16 protein-coding genes are annotated in these 15,348 nt (G+C 71.6%); 10 read left to right on the top strand and 6 right to left on the bottom strand.

Annotated elements, in window-relative coordinates; genetic code table 11:
- The first annotated feature begins 177 nt into the window (after window positions 1–177).
- The 5 genes from OH735_RS17850 to OH735_RS17830 all read left to right on the top strand — a co-directional run bounded on the left by OH735_RS17850 (window position 178) and on the right by OH735_RS17830 (window position 4,557).
- Window positions 178–945 (top strand): SDR family oxidoreductase, encoded by a 768-nt coding sequence (locus OH735_RS17850; RefSeq protein WP_406382524.1) that lies wholly within the window; start codon window positions 178–180, stop codon window positions 943–945.
- 540 nt (window positions 946–1,485) lie between these two features.
- Entirely contained in the window at window positions 1,486–1,944 is a 459-nt protein-coding gene (locus tag OH735_RS17845) for a hypothetical protein (protein WP_406386619.1), read from the top strand.
- Window positions 1,945–1,950: 6 nt separating this feature from the next.
- Window positions 1,951–2,571 (top strand): toxin, encoded by a 621-nt coding sequence (locus tag OH735_RS17840; RefSeq protein ID WP_406382523.1) that lies wholly within the window; start codon window positions 1,951–1,953, stop codon window positions 2,569–2,571.
- Between the two features lie 40 nt (window positions 2,572–2,611).
- Window positions 2,612–3,901, top strand: a complete 1,290-nt coding sequence (locus OH735_RS17835) for an MAB_1171c family putative transporter (protein ID WP_406382522.1) — start codon at window positions 2,612–2,614, stop codon at window positions 3,899–3,901.
- A 119-nt stretch (window positions 3,902–4,020) separates the two neighbouring features.
- Window positions 4,021–4,557 carry a hypothetical protein gene (locus tag OH735_RS17830; RefSeq protein ID WP_406386618.1) on the top strand — a complete coding sequence of 179 codons (537 nt, stop codon included), beginning with the start codon at window positions 4,021–4,023 and terminating at the stop codon, window positions 4,555–4,557.
- Between the two features lie 59 nt (window positions 4,558–4,616).
- On the opposite strand, the gene OH735_RS17825 is transcribed toward OH735_RS17830, so the two are convergent.
- Both OH735_RS17825 and OH735_RS17820 read right to left on the bottom strand, forming a co-directional pair.
- Window positions 4,617–6,332, bottom strand: a complete 1,716-nt coding sequence (locus tag OH735_RS17825) for a SpoIIE family protein phosphatase (protein ID WP_406382521.1) — start codon at window positions 6,330–6,332, stop codon at window positions 4,617–4,619.
- Between the two features lie 206 nt (window positions 6,333–6,538).
- Window positions 6,539–6,811: a DUF1876 domain-containing protein gene (locus OH735_RS17820; RefSeq protein ID WP_406382520.1), complete on the bottom strand. Its 273-nt coding sequence runs from the start codon at window positions 6,809–6,811 to the stop codon at window positions 6,539–6,541.
- A 252-nt stretch (window positions 6,812–7,063) separates the two neighbouring features.
- Here OH735_RS17820 and OH735_RS17815 point away from each other — a divergent pair, with 252 nt between their 5' ends.
- Entirely contained in the window at window positions 7,064–7,573 is a 510-nt protein-coding gene (locus OH735_RS17815) for a hypothetical protein (RefSeq protein ID WP_406382519.1), read from the top strand.
- 69 nt (window positions 7,574–7,642) lie between these two features.
- Window positions 7,643–9,118 (top strand): flotillin family protein, encoded by a 1,476-nt coding sequence (locus OH735_RS17810; protein WP_406382518.1) that lies wholly within the window; start codon window positions 7,643–7,645, stop codon window positions 9,116–9,118.
- A gap of 181 nt (window positions 9,119–9,299) precedes the next feature.
- On the opposite strand, the gene OH735_RS17805 is transcribed toward OH735_RS17810, so the two are convergent.
- Window positions 9,300–9,695, bottom strand: coding sequence for a nitroreductase/quinone reductase family protein (locus OH735_RS17805; protein WP_406382517.1), 396 nt, complete (start codon window positions 9,693–9,695; stop codon window positions 9,300–9,302).
- A 194-nt stretch (window positions 9,696–9,889) separates the two neighbouring features.
- On the opposite strand from OH735_RS17805, the gene OH735_RS17800 reads away from it, so the two are divergent.
- Both OH735_RS17800 and OH735_RS17795 read left to right on the top strand, forming a co-directional pair.
- Window positions 9,890–10,360, top strand: a complete 471-nt coding sequence (locus tag OH735_RS17800) for a cation:proton antiporter regulatory subunit (protein ID WP_406382516.1) — start codon at window positions 9,890–9,892, stop codon at window positions 10,358–10,360.
- Between the two features lie 2 nt (window positions 10,361–10,362).
- Window positions 10,363–11,640 (top strand): cation:proton antiporter, encoded by a 1,278-nt coding sequence (locus OH735_RS17795; protein WP_406382515.1) that lies wholly within the window; start codon window positions 10,363–10,365, stop codon window positions 11,638–11,640.
- Between the two features lie 36 nt (window positions 11,641–11,676).
- On the opposite strand, the gene OH735_RS17790 is transcribed toward OH735_RS17795, so the two are convergent.
- Complete coding sequence (locus OH735_RS17790; protein WP_406382514.1) at window positions 11,677–12,657, bottom strand: M56 family metallopeptidase; 981 nt, start codon at window positions 12,655–12,657, stop codon at window positions 11,677–11,679.
- A gap of 7 nt (window positions 12,658–12,664) precedes the next feature.
- Window positions 12,665–13,126 carry a BlaI/MecI/CopY family transcriptional regulator gene (locus OH735_RS17785; protein ID WP_406386617.1) on the bottom strand — a complete coding sequence of 154 codons (462 nt, stop codon included), beginning with the start codon at window positions 13,124–13,126 and terminating at the stop codon, window positions 12,665–12,667.
- Between the two features lie 274 nt (window positions 13,127–13,400).
- On the opposite strand from OH735_RS17785, the gene OH735_RS17780 reads away from it, so the two are divergent.
- Entirely contained in the window at window positions 13,401–13,856 is a 456-nt protein-coding gene (locus OH735_RS17780) for a tellurite resistance TerB family protein (RefSeq protein WP_093899464.1), read from the top strand.
- 187 nt (window positions 13,857–14,043) lie between these two features.
- Here the strand turns inward: OH735_RS17780 and OH735_RS17775 are convergent, their stop codons facing one another.
- Complete coding sequence (locus OH735_RS17775) at window positions 14,044–15,114, bottom strand: PucR family transcriptional regulator (RefSeq protein WP_406382513.1); 1,071 nt, start codon at window positions 15,112–15,114, stop codon at window positions 14,044–14,046.
- Window positions 15,115–15,348: the final 234 nt, after the last annotated feature.

Below are 15,348 nucleotides of genomic sequence, written 5' to 3'. Positions count from 1 at the left end.
TCCCGGGCGATTCAACCCGTTCCACGCCGGCATCGGTCCGTCAGCCGCCGACCCTAGGCAGCGGGGCGCCGCCCTGTCGCACACCGCGCCGCCGGCCCGCCGGGCGCCACTCCAACGGCAGGCGTTCTCCGTACGATGCGACGTGCACACCCGCCCCGAGAGCGAGAGGTTCCTCCCATGGCAGTCGGCAACGCCGTTCCCGCGTCATCGCGTCCCGTCACGGTCGTCACCGGCGGCAGTCGCGGCATCGGTGCCGCCACCTGTGTCCGGCTGGCGTCCGAAGGGCATGACCTCGCCCTGGGCTTCGTGCACGACGCCGAGGCGGCCGAGCGGACCGCGGCGGCGGTGCGGGCCGCGGGGGCGCGCTGCGTCACGGTGCGGGTGGACACCGCCGTGGAGGCCGATGTGGAACGGCTCTTCGACACCGCGGCCGCACAGCTCGGCCCCGTGACCGGGCTGGTCAACAACGCGGGGGTGACGGGCCCGCTCGGCCGGCTCGTCGACACGTCCACCGAGACGCTGCGCCGGGTCCTCGACGTGAATCTCCTCGGCTGTCTGCTGTGCTGCCGCCGGGCCGCGCAGGACATGACGGCCACCGGCTCCGGCGCGATCGTCAATGTCTCCTCGGCCGCCGCCACCCTCGGCAGCCCGGGGGACTTCGTCCACTACGCCGCCACGAAGGCGGCGGTGGACGCCCTGACGATCGGGCTCTCCAAGGAGTTGGGGCCCGACGGCATCCGGGTCAACGCGGTCGCCCCCGGAATGATCGACACCGACATGCACGCCACCGCGGGCGACCCCGGCCGCGCGACCGCCGCCGCGTCCGGCATCCCGCTCCGCCGCGCGGGAGCGGCCCCGGAGATCGCGGCCGCCATCGCGTGGCTGCTGTCGAGCGAGGCGTCCTACGTGACGGGGGCGGTGCTGCGGGCCGCGGGCGGCCGGTAGCGGAAGAGAGGGAGGGGAGAATAGGGAAGGGGAGAGGAAGAAAGGGAGAGAGGGAGAGAGGGAGAGAGGGCTGAGCCGAACCGGGGGCGCACGGTCGGCGGCCCGGGGCCGTGCGGATCGCCGAACGCGCTGCGCACGCCCGGAACTTCCGGATTTCTTCAGCCCGTCGTTCCACGCTGACCGCGCGGTCAGTTGATGCCGACCTGACCAGCGGTCATAATGAGCGAGTAGCCCTTCACGCATCCCCCGTCGTGAAGGGCTACACCCATATATGAAGCATGTCCCTTTTATTCAGGCCCACTTCGCGGGCAGGGGACTCCCCTCGTGGTCCCCTGTCCATGTTTTTTCGAGTTAACAGTGACGTAGAGTGTTTACGCAAGCCCACTCTCGTACGGCCTCTCGCGCCGCCTCCTGATGCGCCCCCGATTCCGCCTCCCGCGCCGGTAACACCGCGGCGGCGTTCGTTACAGTACGACCCCGTTGACGGAATCGGAGACCGTGCGGCACCGGCCGGACAGGGACGGATACGTGGGGGGCCGGATGGGCAGCGGCGAGGAACGCACGCCGGAGCTGCGGACGTTGCAGCAGAAGGTCGAGTACATGGTGGAGGAGACGTTCCCCGGTCAGAAGATCTCGGGGCGGTTCTTCGCCGATCTGGTCAAGGAGCGCGGCGGTTCCCTCTCGCACAGCTACTTCTCCAACATCCTGGCCGGAAAGGTCACCCAGCCGTCCGAGGACATCCTCAAGGCACTCGGTCTGGGCTTCGGCGTCGACTGGCGGTTCTTCAAGGAGGAGTCCGAGGTCGTCGACGACGTCGTCGCCGGTCTGCAGTTCCTCGCCATGCGGCGTACGGGGGAGATCAGCGGAGTGGCCGGGCGCGGCCTCGACGAGGACGGAATCCCGCCGGAGCTGCTGCAGTTGGCGCTCTCCCTGCTGGAGGATGCCAGAGGCCGGCAGGGCGCGGGCGGCGACACCGCGCATGGCGAGCCGGAGAAGTAGGTCTCCATGTCCCTGCGCGAACTACGGAAGGAGTGCGAGGCCGGGCTGGCCGACCTGCCCATCCCCGCACCCTTCTCCATCGACGCACTGGTGGTGAACATGGAGGCGGCCCGTGGCCGCACCATCGTGCTGCACGAGATGCCCGACCGGCTGGCGCGCGTCAACGCCGCCTGCGGTCTGCGGCTGAAGACCGGCGGGACCAGCTTCGTGCTCTACCGGCGCCGGCCGACCGCGTACCAGACCCAGCACGTCATCCTGCACGAGCTGTGCCACGAATGGTTCGACCACGGCACCTCGCTCGACCCGGAACAGCTCCGGCGGCTGCTGCCGGTCTTCGACACCTCGCTGATCAGCCGGGTCCTCGGAGCCGACCCCCCGCCGCGGCCCACCGGCACCGGCCCGCCGCCGGAGGCCGCCTCGATCGCCGACGCGATCGTGGCGGGGGACAGCACCGTACAGGCCCGCGCGCAGTACGACACCCACGACGAACGCATGGCGGAGTTCGGCGCGTCGCTCATTCCCCGGATGGCCAGGGACGTCACGAGCGACGACATGGTGGGGCGGCTGGCCAACTCCCTCTCCCGCCCCGTCGCCACCCGCCGCCGCGGCCTGTTCCGCCGTACCTGACACCGCACCTCCCCCTCACTCGCACCCCGAGGATTCCGCCGTGACTCCGCTCGACCTCGCCGGCTATCTCATAGCGGCCCTGATGACGGCCGTCGCTCTCTGGCGCATGCCGGCCGCTCTGTGGGGCGACGAAGAAGACAAGCGCCGCCGGGCCCTGTGGGGCTGCTACGCGGGCTTCGCCGCCGCCCTGTGGACCAAGACCCGGGCCGTGCGCATCACGCTCAACGACAGCGCCGTCACCGACCTCGCCGTCCTGATCAAGCACTACACGGCGACGATCGCGATCCTGGCGATCCTCAGCTACATCGTCGCGATCTACGGCCAGTACCCCGACGCCGGAACCGTCCCGCGGCACGTACGGTTCGCACGCGCCGTCCAGCAGGTCGCGGCCAAGGCGTCGATCGCCACGCTGATCCTGCTGACGGTGCTGTTCTTCACCGTCGTCGACCGGTCCGTGCCCTCGGACCGCTTCCTCGCCGACCACGCGGGACAGTGGGGCGCCACGCTGTACATGAGCGTGTTCTATCTCTACCTGGGCGCCGCGTCGGCCGTCTGCGCGTACCAGTGGGCGCTGGCCACCGCCGGTGCCGGGACGCGTCATCTGCGCGTGGGCCTCGGGATGATGACCTTCGCCATGTTCATCGGGGTCGGATACACCGTCAGCCGGACCCTGTTCCTGTGGGTCGGCGTCGCCGACACCCCGAGCGAGTCCTTCGCCCTCCGGTTCGACGAGATCACCGAGGCCGCGCAGGTGGTGCTGTTCGCCTTCTTCGCGGTGGGTGCCTCCATCCCCGCCCTCAGCAAGGGGCAGCGCCGGGCGAAGCTGTGGCGGGCCCAGGTCAAACTGCACGGCCTCTGGTACGAGCTGATGACGGCCTTCCCCGACCAGCCCTTCGACCCCCCGGCCTCGCTGGCCCGCGAACTGACCCGCTTCGACACCCCCGCGGACCTGCGCGTCGACCGCTGGGCCGCGGACATCGCCGACGCCGTCGAGAAGCTGCGCCACTACGTCCCCGACACGCTGCTCCCGGCCGCCGAGGCCGCCGCCGCGCAGGGCACCCCCGACCGTGAGAAGGCCGGACCGCTCGCCGACGCGTACTGGATCAAGGCGGCGCTGCTGGCCCGGAACGCCGGAGCGCCCGCCACGACCGCCGCCAGGGTCGGCACCCAGCACGCCACCGACCAGGACGGCGAGGTGGCCTGGCTGGTACGGGTGGCCGCCGCGTACCGGACGGTCACGGAGGACCGGGCGCGGTGCGTGCTGGACCACGCGGGGTCCGCCGACGCCACCGGGACGACCCCCACGCCCTCCCTGGAGGAGACCGCATGACCACCGCCGACACCGCCCGCACCGCCGAGAGCGCCTGCACCACTGACACCGCCTGCACCGCCGAGAGCGCCGACGCCCCCGTGTCGCCGCGCAGCGGCGCCGCGCGCACCGTCACCGACATGTTCCAGCCCCGCAACGTCCTGCTGGTCGGCATGGTCGGCATCGGCCTGGCCGCCGCCGGCCACTGGACCGGTCTCCTCTGGGGCTTCCTCGGCGCCCTGTGTGCCGGGCTCGTCCCCGCCGGGTACATCGAATGGGAGCGCGGGCGCGGCACCTGGGGCGACCGGCATGTCGTCGACCGCACCAAGCGGGCCCCGATCTTCTTCGTCATCCTCGGTTCCATCGGCGCCGGTTCGCTGGTGATGGTCCTGGGTAACGCCCCCGTCGGCATCCTCGTGGCGATGCTCGCCCTGTGGGCGATGACCGTGATCCTGCTGGCCGTCAACACGGTCTGGAAGATCTCGGTGGACGCCGCGGTCGCCTCCGCCGTCGTCGCGCTGTCCGCCGCGGTCCACTCGCCGTGGTGGCTGCTCGCGTACGCGATGACGGCCGCCGTGTGCTGGTCGCGGGTCGCGCTCGGGTACCACTCGGTGGCGCAGACGGTCGCCGGTGCGTCGCTGGGGGCCGCGACGGCGGGCGCGTTCCTCCTCGTGTGATCCGGGCACGGGCGTCCGGTCCCGGCGCTGACGCGTCGCCCCTCCGGCGGCGGCCCGGATCAGCCGGTGGTGCCGGTGGTACGGGGCCGGGTGCGTGAGGCGAGTACCGCTATGTCGTCCTCCGCACCCGGTCCGAACCGTTCGAGGACCTCGTCGAGCAGGTCCTCCAGGCTGCCGCTCACGGGCAGGGTCAGTTCCCTGAGCCGGCCGACCGAGACGTCGATGTCCTCGCCGCGCCGCTCCACCAGGCCGTCGGTGTACAGGAACAGCACCGTGCCCGGCCCGAACCTCAGCCGCACCGTCCGGTACCCGCCGACCCCGGTGCCGAGCGGCGGGCCCACCGGTACCTCGGTGCACACCCTGGTTCCCACCGTCCCCGGGGCGATGAGTACCGGCGGCAGATGTCCGGCGCTCGCCACCTCGCAGGCCCCGCCGAACCGGTCGACGACGACCAGCAGGCAGGTCGCCGCCCGGTCGAGGCCGGACTTCTCGACCATCCGGTCCAGCTGTTCCAGGATGCGGTGCGGGGGCAGGTCGTCGTCGGCGAACATCCGCAGCAGCGAGCGGTAGTGGCTCATGGCGACCGCCGCCTCCACCCCGTGGCCCATCACGTCGCCCATCGCCTTCAGATGCCGCCCGTCCCGCAGCGGGATGACGTCGAACCAGTCGCCGCCGACCATCACGCTCCGGTCGGCCGGCAGATAGCGGGTGGCGATCTCGATGTGCGGGTGCGGCGGGCGCGGCTCGGACAGCAGGGAGCGCTGCAGCTCCAGGGCGATGGTGTGCTCGTGGCCGTAGCGGCGGGCGTGGTCGAGATCGACGGCGGCCCGGCTCGCGAGCTCGCGGGCGACCACCACGTCCTCGTCCGTGAAGGGCGGCGAGTCCCCCGCCCGGATCAGGCCGAGGACGCCGAGCGGACGGCCGCGTACGGCGACGGGCACGATGACCGCCGAATGCATCCCCAGGGCACGGTAGGCGGCGACCCGTTCGGGGGCCGGGGCGGAGCGCCTGAGATCCTCGTCGCTCGTGTGGTTCTCCACGACCGGCTGATTGGTCGCCAGGCAGCGTGCCACGGCCGCGCCCTCCTGGTAGTCGACGTACTCACCGGTCAACCCGAACCCCGGCAGCTGGGCGTGCAGCCGGGCCACCGCCGTCAGCGCCGCCCTGCGCAGCCGCAGCACGCCCGGCGGTGCGGGGCGCACCGGGGCCGCGACGTCGGGCGGGAACACCTCGATCGTGGCGAGGTCGGCCAGCCCGGGCACGACGAGGCCGACGAGTTCGGCACAGGTGGTGTCCATGTCGAGCGTGGTGCCGATCCGGGCGGCCGAGACTTCGAGCATGGTCATGTGCCGCCGGGCCTGTTCCAGTTCGCGCCGCCCCTGGTCCGAGGTCATGACCTCCAGCACGATCCCGGCCAGGCCCACGATCCGCCCGTCGACCTCCAGCCGGTGGAACGCCCCGTGCCAGTACCGCCGAACCTTGTCCCCCGCAGTGGCGGAGTACCCGCTGGACGTGATCTCGCGGGGCTTCCCGTCGGCGAGCACGGCCCGCATCATCTCCTCGCGCGCGTCGATCCCGGGATGGACCTCGGCGACGGTGCGGCCGAGGTGTGCGGCCGCCGGGACGCCGTTGATCCGTTCGAGGGCCGGGTTGACGTACACATAGCGCAGCTCCGTGTCGAGCACGCCCACCCCGGCCATGGAGTCACCGACCAGGGCCGCCAGGGTCGCGGCGTCGAACGGCACGACGCCGTGGGCGTACGCATCGGCCGGCACATCAACCTCCTGGGGCGGGGGCGCGGACCTCCCGCCGCCCGGCCTTCCATCGTCGGCCGCCCACCCCGGCCACGCCTCCGCAGCCACCCCTCCCGCCACGTCCTCATCCGCAGGCCGGGTCCGGGGCCGCCTCCCTGGCGCGCCCCCGGCCCGTGCGCTGCCACAGGGCCCGGGCGGGTGAACGCCGAGGGCTCCGCGATTCCGGCTCAGGTAAGCGGGCGCGACGTCCGGCCGGACGCCTCGTCGATCTCGTCGTGCGCCTTCGTCAGCATCTTCATCGCCAGCTCATTGAGTGCTCTGGCTCCCGCGATCTCCTCGCCGACCCTCGCCTGCTGCTTGTCGGAAGGGTGACGGCTCGCATATCCGTGGGCGCGCACCTCGGCCCCGTCCGGAAGCCGTACCAGTGCGGCCGCACGGGTGCGCTGAGTGTCCTCCTTGAATTCCAACTCCACATGCCACCCGACTGTTGTGTGCATCATGACGATCACCTCCCTACCAGGGTGCTCCCGTTCTCCGGCCCCTGCACCACGAACGGCACCCGCTCCGAGGGTCGGGCTGGGGAATTTGTCCACAGGTTGTGGACAACAGGTTGTGGACAGGTGGGTCCGGGTGGTCATCTCGGCACCAAGAGCGCGTAAAAGATTGCCGTAACCCAGCAGTATCCGTTGCCGGGTGTATATGGGATCATCCAGCCAGTTCGACGGAATTCGTGGATCGGGGAGGGTGATCGCGTGACCTTGTTTCTCGGTCTCGGCATTGCGGGAATCGTCCTGCTCGTCCTGTCCCTGATCTTCGACGGCATCCTCGAAGGTCTCTTCGGAGGCGTACTGGACGGCCTCTTCGACGGCCTCCTCTCTCTTCCCGTCATCGCGGGATTCCTCTCGATGCTCGGCTTCGGCGGCGCGATCGTGCTCGGCACCACCGGCGTCGGTACGGTCGCCGCTACGGCCGCCGGAGTGCTCGCCGGGATCGTCGCGGCCTGGCTGACCTGGAAGTTCAGCCGGGCCCTGATGCGGGACCAGACCAGCACCACCCCGCGCGGCGACGATCTCGTCGGCACGTCCGGGTCGGTCGTCACCGCGATCCCGGCCGACGGCTACGGAGAGGTCCTGCTGCGTCTCGCGGGCCAGACCGTGAAGCTGGCGGCGAAGAGCCCGGTGCCGGTCGAACGCGGCACCGAGATCTGGGTGGAGGCCACGCTGTCGACCACCTCGGTCGCGGTCCGCCCCGTCGAGCGCTGATCACCGCCGGCCGATACACCGCCCGAAAACAAGCTGCCGTCCCCACAGGGAGGCAGGGGGGACACCCTTATGAGCCCAGTCGTGACCGCAGTCGTCGGAGTCGTCGTACTCCTGGTACTGCTCGCCCTCGTCGTCATCACCCGCTACAAGGTCGCCGGGCCCAGCGAGGCGTTCATCATCACGGGACGCCGCGGCAAGAAGTCGACCGACCCGGTGACGGGCCGCACCAGCATCGACAACAGCGGCCAGAAGGTCGTCGTCGGCGGCGGAGTCTTCGTCGTCCCGTTCGTCCAGCAGAAGTTCACCCTCGACCTGTCCAGCCGGCACATCCCGGTGGCCGTCCGCGGAGCCGTCACCCTGCGTGGGGTGAAGTCCCACCTCGAAGGCGTCGCGATCGTCAAGGTCGGCGGCAACGAGGAAGCGATCCGGGCCGCCGCCCAGCGCTTCCTCCAGCAGCAGGACGGCATCGTCGGCTTCACCCAGGAAGTGCTCTCCGGCGCGCTGCGCGCCATCGTCGGCCGGATGTCGGTCGAGGACATCATCCGTGACCGTGCCGCGTTCGCCGGGCAGGTCGCGGAGGAGGCGGAGGCCAGCCTCTCCGGGCAGGGCCTGATCCTGGACGCCTTCCAGATCCAGGACATCACCACCGAGGGCTCCTACCTCGAAGACCTCGGCCGCCCCGAGGCCGCCCGCGCCAAGCAGGAGGCGGACATCGCCGAGGCGATCGCCAAGCGCGCCTCCGAGCAGGCCCGGCTCAAGGCGGCCGAGGAGATCGCCATCGCCGAGCGGACCTTCTACCTCAAGCAGGCCGAGATCAAGGCCGAGACGGAAGCCGCCGCGGCCAAGGCCAACGCGGCGGGCCCGCTCGCCGAGGCGGCCCGCCAGCAGGAAGTCCTGGAGGAGCAGGAGAAGGTCGCCCAGCGCCAGGCCGCGCTGACCGACCGCGAACTCGACACCAAGGTCCGCAAGCCCGCCGACGCCGCCCGCTACCAGGCCGAGCAGGAGGCCGAGGCCCGCCGGATCGCCCAGGTCAAGGAGGCCGAGGCGGACGCCGAGCGCTCCCGGCTGACCGGTCAGGGCGAGAAGCTGCACCGTTCGGCGCTCGCCGACGCCGTGCGCATCGAGGGCGAGGCGGAGGCCGCGGCCATCGCGGCCAAGGGTGCGGCCGAGGCCGAGGCCATGCAGAAGAAGGCGGACGCGTTCGCGCAGTACGGCGACGCGGCCGTGCTCCAGATGCTGGTCGAGGTGCTGCCGCAGGTCGTCGCCAAGGCGGCCGAGCCGCTGAGCGCCATCGACAAGATGACCGTCATCTCCACGGACGGCGCGAGCCAGGTGGCGCGTACGGTCACGGACAACGTCGCCCAGGGCATGGAACTCCTCAGCTCCACCACGGGAGTCGACCTGGCGGCCCTGCTGAAGAACCTCAAGGGTGGTGCCGCGGCCGCGACGTCGGCCGGTCTGCCCGCTCAGGCCAGGGACACGGCGAACGGTGCGGCCGCGTCTCCCGCCGCGTCTCCCGACGGGAAGATCGAGATCACCGACTGATCCGGCCGACACCCCGCTCGTGCCCGGCCGGCACCGCACCGGCCGGGCACGCGCATGTCCGGGCAAGTCCCGGGTACGCGCATGTCCGGGTACGCGTACGTCACGGCCACGCGCATGTCCGGGGCACGTGTATGTCCCGGCTCGTGGCGGTCGCCGCTCCGTGGCGGTCGCCGCCCCGGCGTCACTCCGCCAGATCCACCCGTACCGTCAGCAGGTTCGTTCCCAGGGCCCGCACCGCCGCGCTGTTGTAACGCGGGAGCACCTTGAGCCGGGCGTGCGCGTCGTCCTCGGGGAGCAGGTGGGCGGTGCCCCGGTGCCACCGGCCCTTGATCCTGACCCGGACCCGGGGGTCGGCCAGGATGTTGCGGACGTATTGCGACTTCTCGCCGTACTCCGAGACCAGCCAGAACGCCCGGCCCACGCGCCGGCCACCGACCGGGGTGCGGCGCGGCAGGCCCGACGTGCGGCCCGTCGTCTCCAGGAGGGTCTGGGAAGGCAGCCGTCTGGTGAGCGGGTTGGCGACATGGCGCTGGAACGCCGTGACCGCCCGGAACTTGAACTCTCGGCTGCGCGACATTCTCGGCCCTTCCGCCGGTTGCTGCGGTCGCCCGGACACCGGCCCCGACCGGTGTCCGGCCCGGGCGAGTGTAGTCGTGGGCCCCGCTCCACGCCTGTGCACCGGGACCGGTGGAACCCTCCGGATAAAGTAATGCGTAGCTAAAGAGATCACCAAGTGCGTCGCCGCGTCGCCGCAACACTCGGGAGGAAGCCATGGGAACCCACCGCACCATACTGCCCGGCGTCGGTGTGCAGTACGACTACACGACCGAGTCGGGACAGCGCATCTCCGTCGTCGTCCACCACGACGGGCGGCGCTTCATCGGCTTCTACGACCAGGACGATCCCGATTCGTGCTGCCTGTCGGTACCGCTGACACCACAGGAAGCCACCGGCCTCGCACACCTCATCGACGCGGCGCCCATCGACGCCGTACGGACCGAGGGCATCGATCTCGTCACCGAGCACGTACCGCTCGGGACGCGCTCCCCGTACGGCGGGCGGCTGCTCGGTGACACGAAGGCGCGGACGCGGACGGGGGCCTCGATCGTGGCCGTGCTGCGGACTCACAGCGCGCATCCGTCACCCGGGCCGGACTTCCGGCTGGCCATCGGGGACACGCTCGTCGTCGTCGGTACGAGGGAGGGCGTCGACGCGCTCTCCGAGATCATTGCGGAGGGCTGACCGTGCACGACACGACCGCACTGCTGGTGGAGCTCGGCTCCGTCATTCTGGGACTGGGCATCATCGGGCGGTTCGCCGGGCGGATAGGTCTTTCGCCGATTCCGCTCTATCTGCTGGCGGGGCTCGCCTTCGGGGACGGCGGGCTCCTGCCGCTCGGCGCCAGTGAGGAATTCACCGCCGTGGGCGCCGAGATCGGCGTCATTCTGCTGCTGCTCCTGCTCGGTCTGGAGTACAGCGCATCGGAGCTGGTGACCAGTCTCAAGACCCAGTACCCCTCCGGCGCCGTGGACTTCGTGCTCAACGCGACTCCGGGGGCGGTGGCCGCGCTGCTGCTCGGGTGGGGGCCCGTGGGAGCCGTCGCTCTGGCCGGGGTCACCTGGGTCTCGTCGTCCGGGGTCATCGCGAAGGTGCTCACCGACCTGGGGCGGCTGGGAAACCGGGAGACGCCCGTCATCCTCGGTGTGCTGGTCATCGAGGACCTGTCGATGGCCGTGTACCTGCCGTTGCTCACCGCGATGCTCGCGGGCGTGGGATTCGCCGGGGGCAGCGTCGCGCTGTTGGTCGCGCTCGGCACCGTCGGGTTCGTGCTCTATCTGGCACTGCGGCACGGGCGGCTGATCAGCCGGGCCGTGTCCTCCGACAATCCGGAGATGCTGCTCCTGGTGGTGCTCGGGCTGACCGTGCTGGTGGCCGGTGTGGCACAGGAGTTGCAGGTCTCGGCGGCCGTCGGGGCGTTCCTGGTCGGGATCGCGCTCTCGGGCGAGGTCGCCGAGGGGGCGCGCAAGCTGCTGACGCCGCTGCGGGATCTGTTCGCCGCCGTCTTCTTCGTGTTCTTCGGACTCTCCACCGATCCGTCCGCGATTCCGCCGGTGCTGCTCCCGGCGGCGCTGCTGGCCGTCGTCACCGTCCTCACCAAGATCGGCACCGGATGGTACGCGGCCCGGCGGGCCGGGATCGGTTCGCGCGGGCGGTGGCGGGCCGGTGGAACGCTCGTCGCCCGCGGTGAGTTCTCCATCGTCATCGCCGGTCTGGCCGTGGCGACCGAGCCGCGGATCGGGCCCATCGCCACCGCGTACGTCCTCATCCTCGTCATCGTCGGACCGCTCACCGCCCGCTGGACCCAGCCGGTCGCGGCCAGGATCCAGGCGTGGCGGGGCCAAAACGGCGGCAGCGGTGCGGGAGGCGGCGGTAAGGGAGACAGCGGTACGGAGGGCGACAGCGTTCCCGCGGGCCGTCCAGTGCACGCCGCGCAGGAGGAGTTCGCCTCCTCGGCCGACTGAGCCGAACCGCGGCGGCGCCCGGCTGTTTCGTACGGCTCACAGCGGGGTCGCCGCGTGCAGGATCTGCACCAGCGTCACCGTCGCGTTGAGCGACGACAGCGCCGAGCCCGTCGTGCCCGCCGTCGCGACGAGTGCCGCCAGGGCGGCGTGCGCGGACGACGGGGGCCACAGCCGCGCCGGCGGAACGGGGGCGAGCAGCGCCGCCACCCGGCGCGGTACGGGGCCCGCCGCCGAAGCGGAAGCGGACACCGGGGCAGGAGCGGAGGCGGCGAAGGCCGCGAAGCCGACCGAGGCGTCCGGCGCCCGGTGCGAGAAGAGCGCCGCCTTGCCGACCGCGACGGCCACCACCCGCCGGTCGCCGACCGCCCGCGCGGCCTCCTCGTCCGCCCACCGTTCGGTGCTGAACGCCACCGCGGTACGCAACGGCAGAAGGAACGGGTTGGCGCGCGCCGCGAGTTGGACGGCCAGCAGGTAGCGGTGGTGACGGGCGGCCAGATGGGCCCGCTCGTGGGCGATCAGGGCCCCGCGCTCACGGGCGTCCAGACACTCGGTCATCGCGGTCGAGACGACGACCCGGCCCGGATTTCCGGGCAGCGCGTAGGCGTACGGCTCCGGGTCCGGGAGCACGGCGACGTCGCCCGCGGCGACGGAGGGGGCGGCGGACAGGGCGCGGCCGGCCCGGACGCGCAGTCGCACATGGCGGTACACCGTCCACCCGCACGCCCCGAGCACCGCCGCCAGCGCCCCGATCGCGACGATGCCCGCCTTCACCTCGTACGGCACCGCTTCCCGTACCTCCGGGTCCGACCAGCTGTCCGGCAGCGGATTGCCCGGGAGCTGGGCCGTGCCGACCACCATCAGCAGGGCCAGGCACAGCGTGCTGCACAGGGCGAGGAGCGTGCCGACGACGGTGAGCAGCAGGGTCGCGCTGCGCGGGTGCAGATGCTGTTCGGCGAGGCGCGCGACCGGCAGCGCGGTCAGCGGGAGCACGAGCGGCAGACAGACGAAGACACCCATCGGACCGCTATCGGCCTTCCGGGTCGGGGGAGTTGCCCGGATCGGACGGATCGCGCAGGCCGCCCGGGCCGGTCGGTCCACCGGGGTCGTCCGGTGCCGCCGCCCGCGCCAGGAGCGCGCGCAGCCGTTCCTCGTCGCCGGGGGAGAGGGCCGAGATGAAGTGGGCGAGCACGGCGTCCCGGTCCCGTTCGCCGTCCAGTACGCGCCGCATCCGCAGGGCCGCGAGACCGGCCTCGTCGGAGGCGGACGTCCAGGTGTAGGAGCGGCCCTCGCGGGACCGGGTCACGGCGTTCTTCGCGTAGAGGCGGGAGAGGATCGTGATGACGGTGGTGTACGCGAGGTCGCCGTCGAGGTGTTCCTGCACCCAGCCGGCGGTCGCGGGGCCGTTCGCCGAGTGCAGTACGGCGAGGACCTGGGCCTCCAGTTCGCCCTGCCCGCGCCTGCGGAGCCGCCGGGTGTCCGCGGCCACGCGGTCGGTGCGTGCCGGGTCGGTGTGTGCCGGGTCGGTGTGTGCCGGGTCGGGCACTTCTTCGTGGGGCGGCTCGTTGTCCGGTGGGTGGCCGGGCCTGGCCGAGTCCATCTGATCCGCCCTTCTGCGATGCCGCGTCAGCCGCGGCGTCGCAGCATCCTACTTACCGCTGTTCCGGGACACAGCGGGCACCCGTCCTGCTAACTTCTACACGTCTGTAGAGTTGGTTCTCATTCCGGCAACACAACGCAACGCAACGTATGGAGACGACGACATGGCACTGTGGGATCGGATCAAGGAATCCGCTTCGTCGATGCAGTCGCAGCTGGAAGCGAAGAAGAACGACCTCAAGAGCGGGGCGTTCCGCGACGCGAGCATGGCCATGTGCGCCCTGGTCGCCGCCGCCGACGGTTCCATCGACCCGTCCGAACGCCAGCGCGTCGCCTCGCTGATCGCCTCCAACGAGGTCCTGCAGAACTTCCCGGCGGACGATCTGCAGCGCCGCTTCAACGACTACGTGAACAAGCTCACCGCCGACTTCGCCTTCGGCAAGGTCAGCGTGCTCCAGGAGATCGGCAAGGCGAAGAAGAAGCCCGCCGAGGCTCGTGCCGTCATCCAGATCGGCATCGTGATCGGCGGCGCCGACGGCGACTTCGACAAGTCGGAGCAGGCCGTCGTGCGGGAGGCGTGCTTCGCGCTCGACCTCCCGCCGCACGAGTTCGACCTGTAGGTCTTTCCCCTGCCGGGCGGGTCGGCCGATCCCTGTCCGTCCCGTCCCGCCCCCATACCGCCGGACGACCCCGGACCGACTGACCACCGGTCCGCGCCCGGCAGGCCGGAGGTGCGCTACTCCCCCGATGCGCACCTCCGGCCACTTTCTTCCGGGCTCCCCGCTCTTCTGAATCCCGCCTGCCGGGTCACACCTCCTTGGCCGGCCAGTCCAGCAGCCGGGCGCCGATGACCGCCGTCTGCAGTGTGTAGCGGTGCATCGGGTCGGACGGATCGGCGCCGGTCAGCTGATGGATCCGCTCCAGCCGGTAGGTCAGCGCCCGCACGCTCAGCGAAAGCCGGCGCGCCGTCTCCGCGGCCACACAGCCCGCGTCGAAGTAGACCGTGAGCGTTTCCAGGAGCGGACCGGCACCGCCGCGGGCCCGCTGGAGCGGGCCGAGCTGACTGCGCACCAGATCGGCCATCGCCTGCCGGTCCCGGGTCAGTACCGGATAGACCAGCAGGTCGGCGGCGTACAGCACCGGCTCGTCCAGATCCATCCGTTCCCCGAAATCGAGCGCTTCGAGTGCCTCGTCGTAGGAGTGGACCACGCCCCCGGGGCCATGGTGAGGGCGGCCGACCGCGACCCGGCCGCCGTCCGTCGCCGCGTGCGACTGCTTGGCGAAATACCGCAGGACATCGGGCTGGCTGCCGGGGGCGATGCAGACCAGCCGCCCGTCCTTCGTCGTGATCAGGATCTTCCGGCCACCGAATCGCGCGAGCAGCGCCGCCTCGACCGTGCGCGGCACGGAGTCCGTCTCCGTGTACGCCTCCGGGCCCGTCGCCACCGCGACCGCGTGGGCGCGCGAGAGCCGCAGCCCGAACCGGGTGGCCCGCTCGGCGAGCCGGCCCAGGTCGCTGCGCCCGTACAGCAGATCGTCGATGAACTCCCGCCGCGCCGCCTCCTCGCGCCGCACGGTGAGCCGCTGGGCCCGCTCGAAGCCCTCGGCGAAGGCGTCGACGGCCTGCTCGACCGCGGCCAGCACGCGGTCGGTGGACGTGGCATCGGCGGAGGCGGTGCTCGGCCAGGCGGTACGGGTCGCCGTGAGATGGAGGCCGACCAGGGCGCGCAACTGGAATCCCGCCTCGGCGGCCCCCCGGCCCAGCAGCCGGCGCGCGTCCAGCTCGTCCCGGGTCAACCGGCGGCCGGTGGCGGCGACATCGGCCAGGATGCGGGCATAGCCCTCCAGATACTCGTCGGGAACTTCCGGTTCCGGCACGCGCACTCCTCAAGTCCTGACGCGACATTGACACCCGCTCAACGCATATGAGCAGGTGCCGGTGCCCGGCATCAAGAGCCCACGAAGATTGCCGGATTCCGGCAGTGCGATGCGCGGCGTCGAGTGACATCATTTCGTCAGCACCACACGGGGGAAATCGGGAGATACGGGGGTACGGGGGAGACCGGCTGTTGCGGCACCGCGACGCGCGGTGCCGCAACACCGGAGCCACCC

The organism is Streptomyces sp. NBC_01618 (genome assembly GCF_045209435.1).
Taxonomy (GTDB): domain Bacteria; phylum Actinomycetota; class Actinomycetes; order Streptomycetales; family Streptomycetaceae; genus Streptomyces.
The sequence above is the reverse complement of the archived record's forward strand: the minus strand, read 5'-3'. Positions and strand labels throughout refer to the sequence as shown.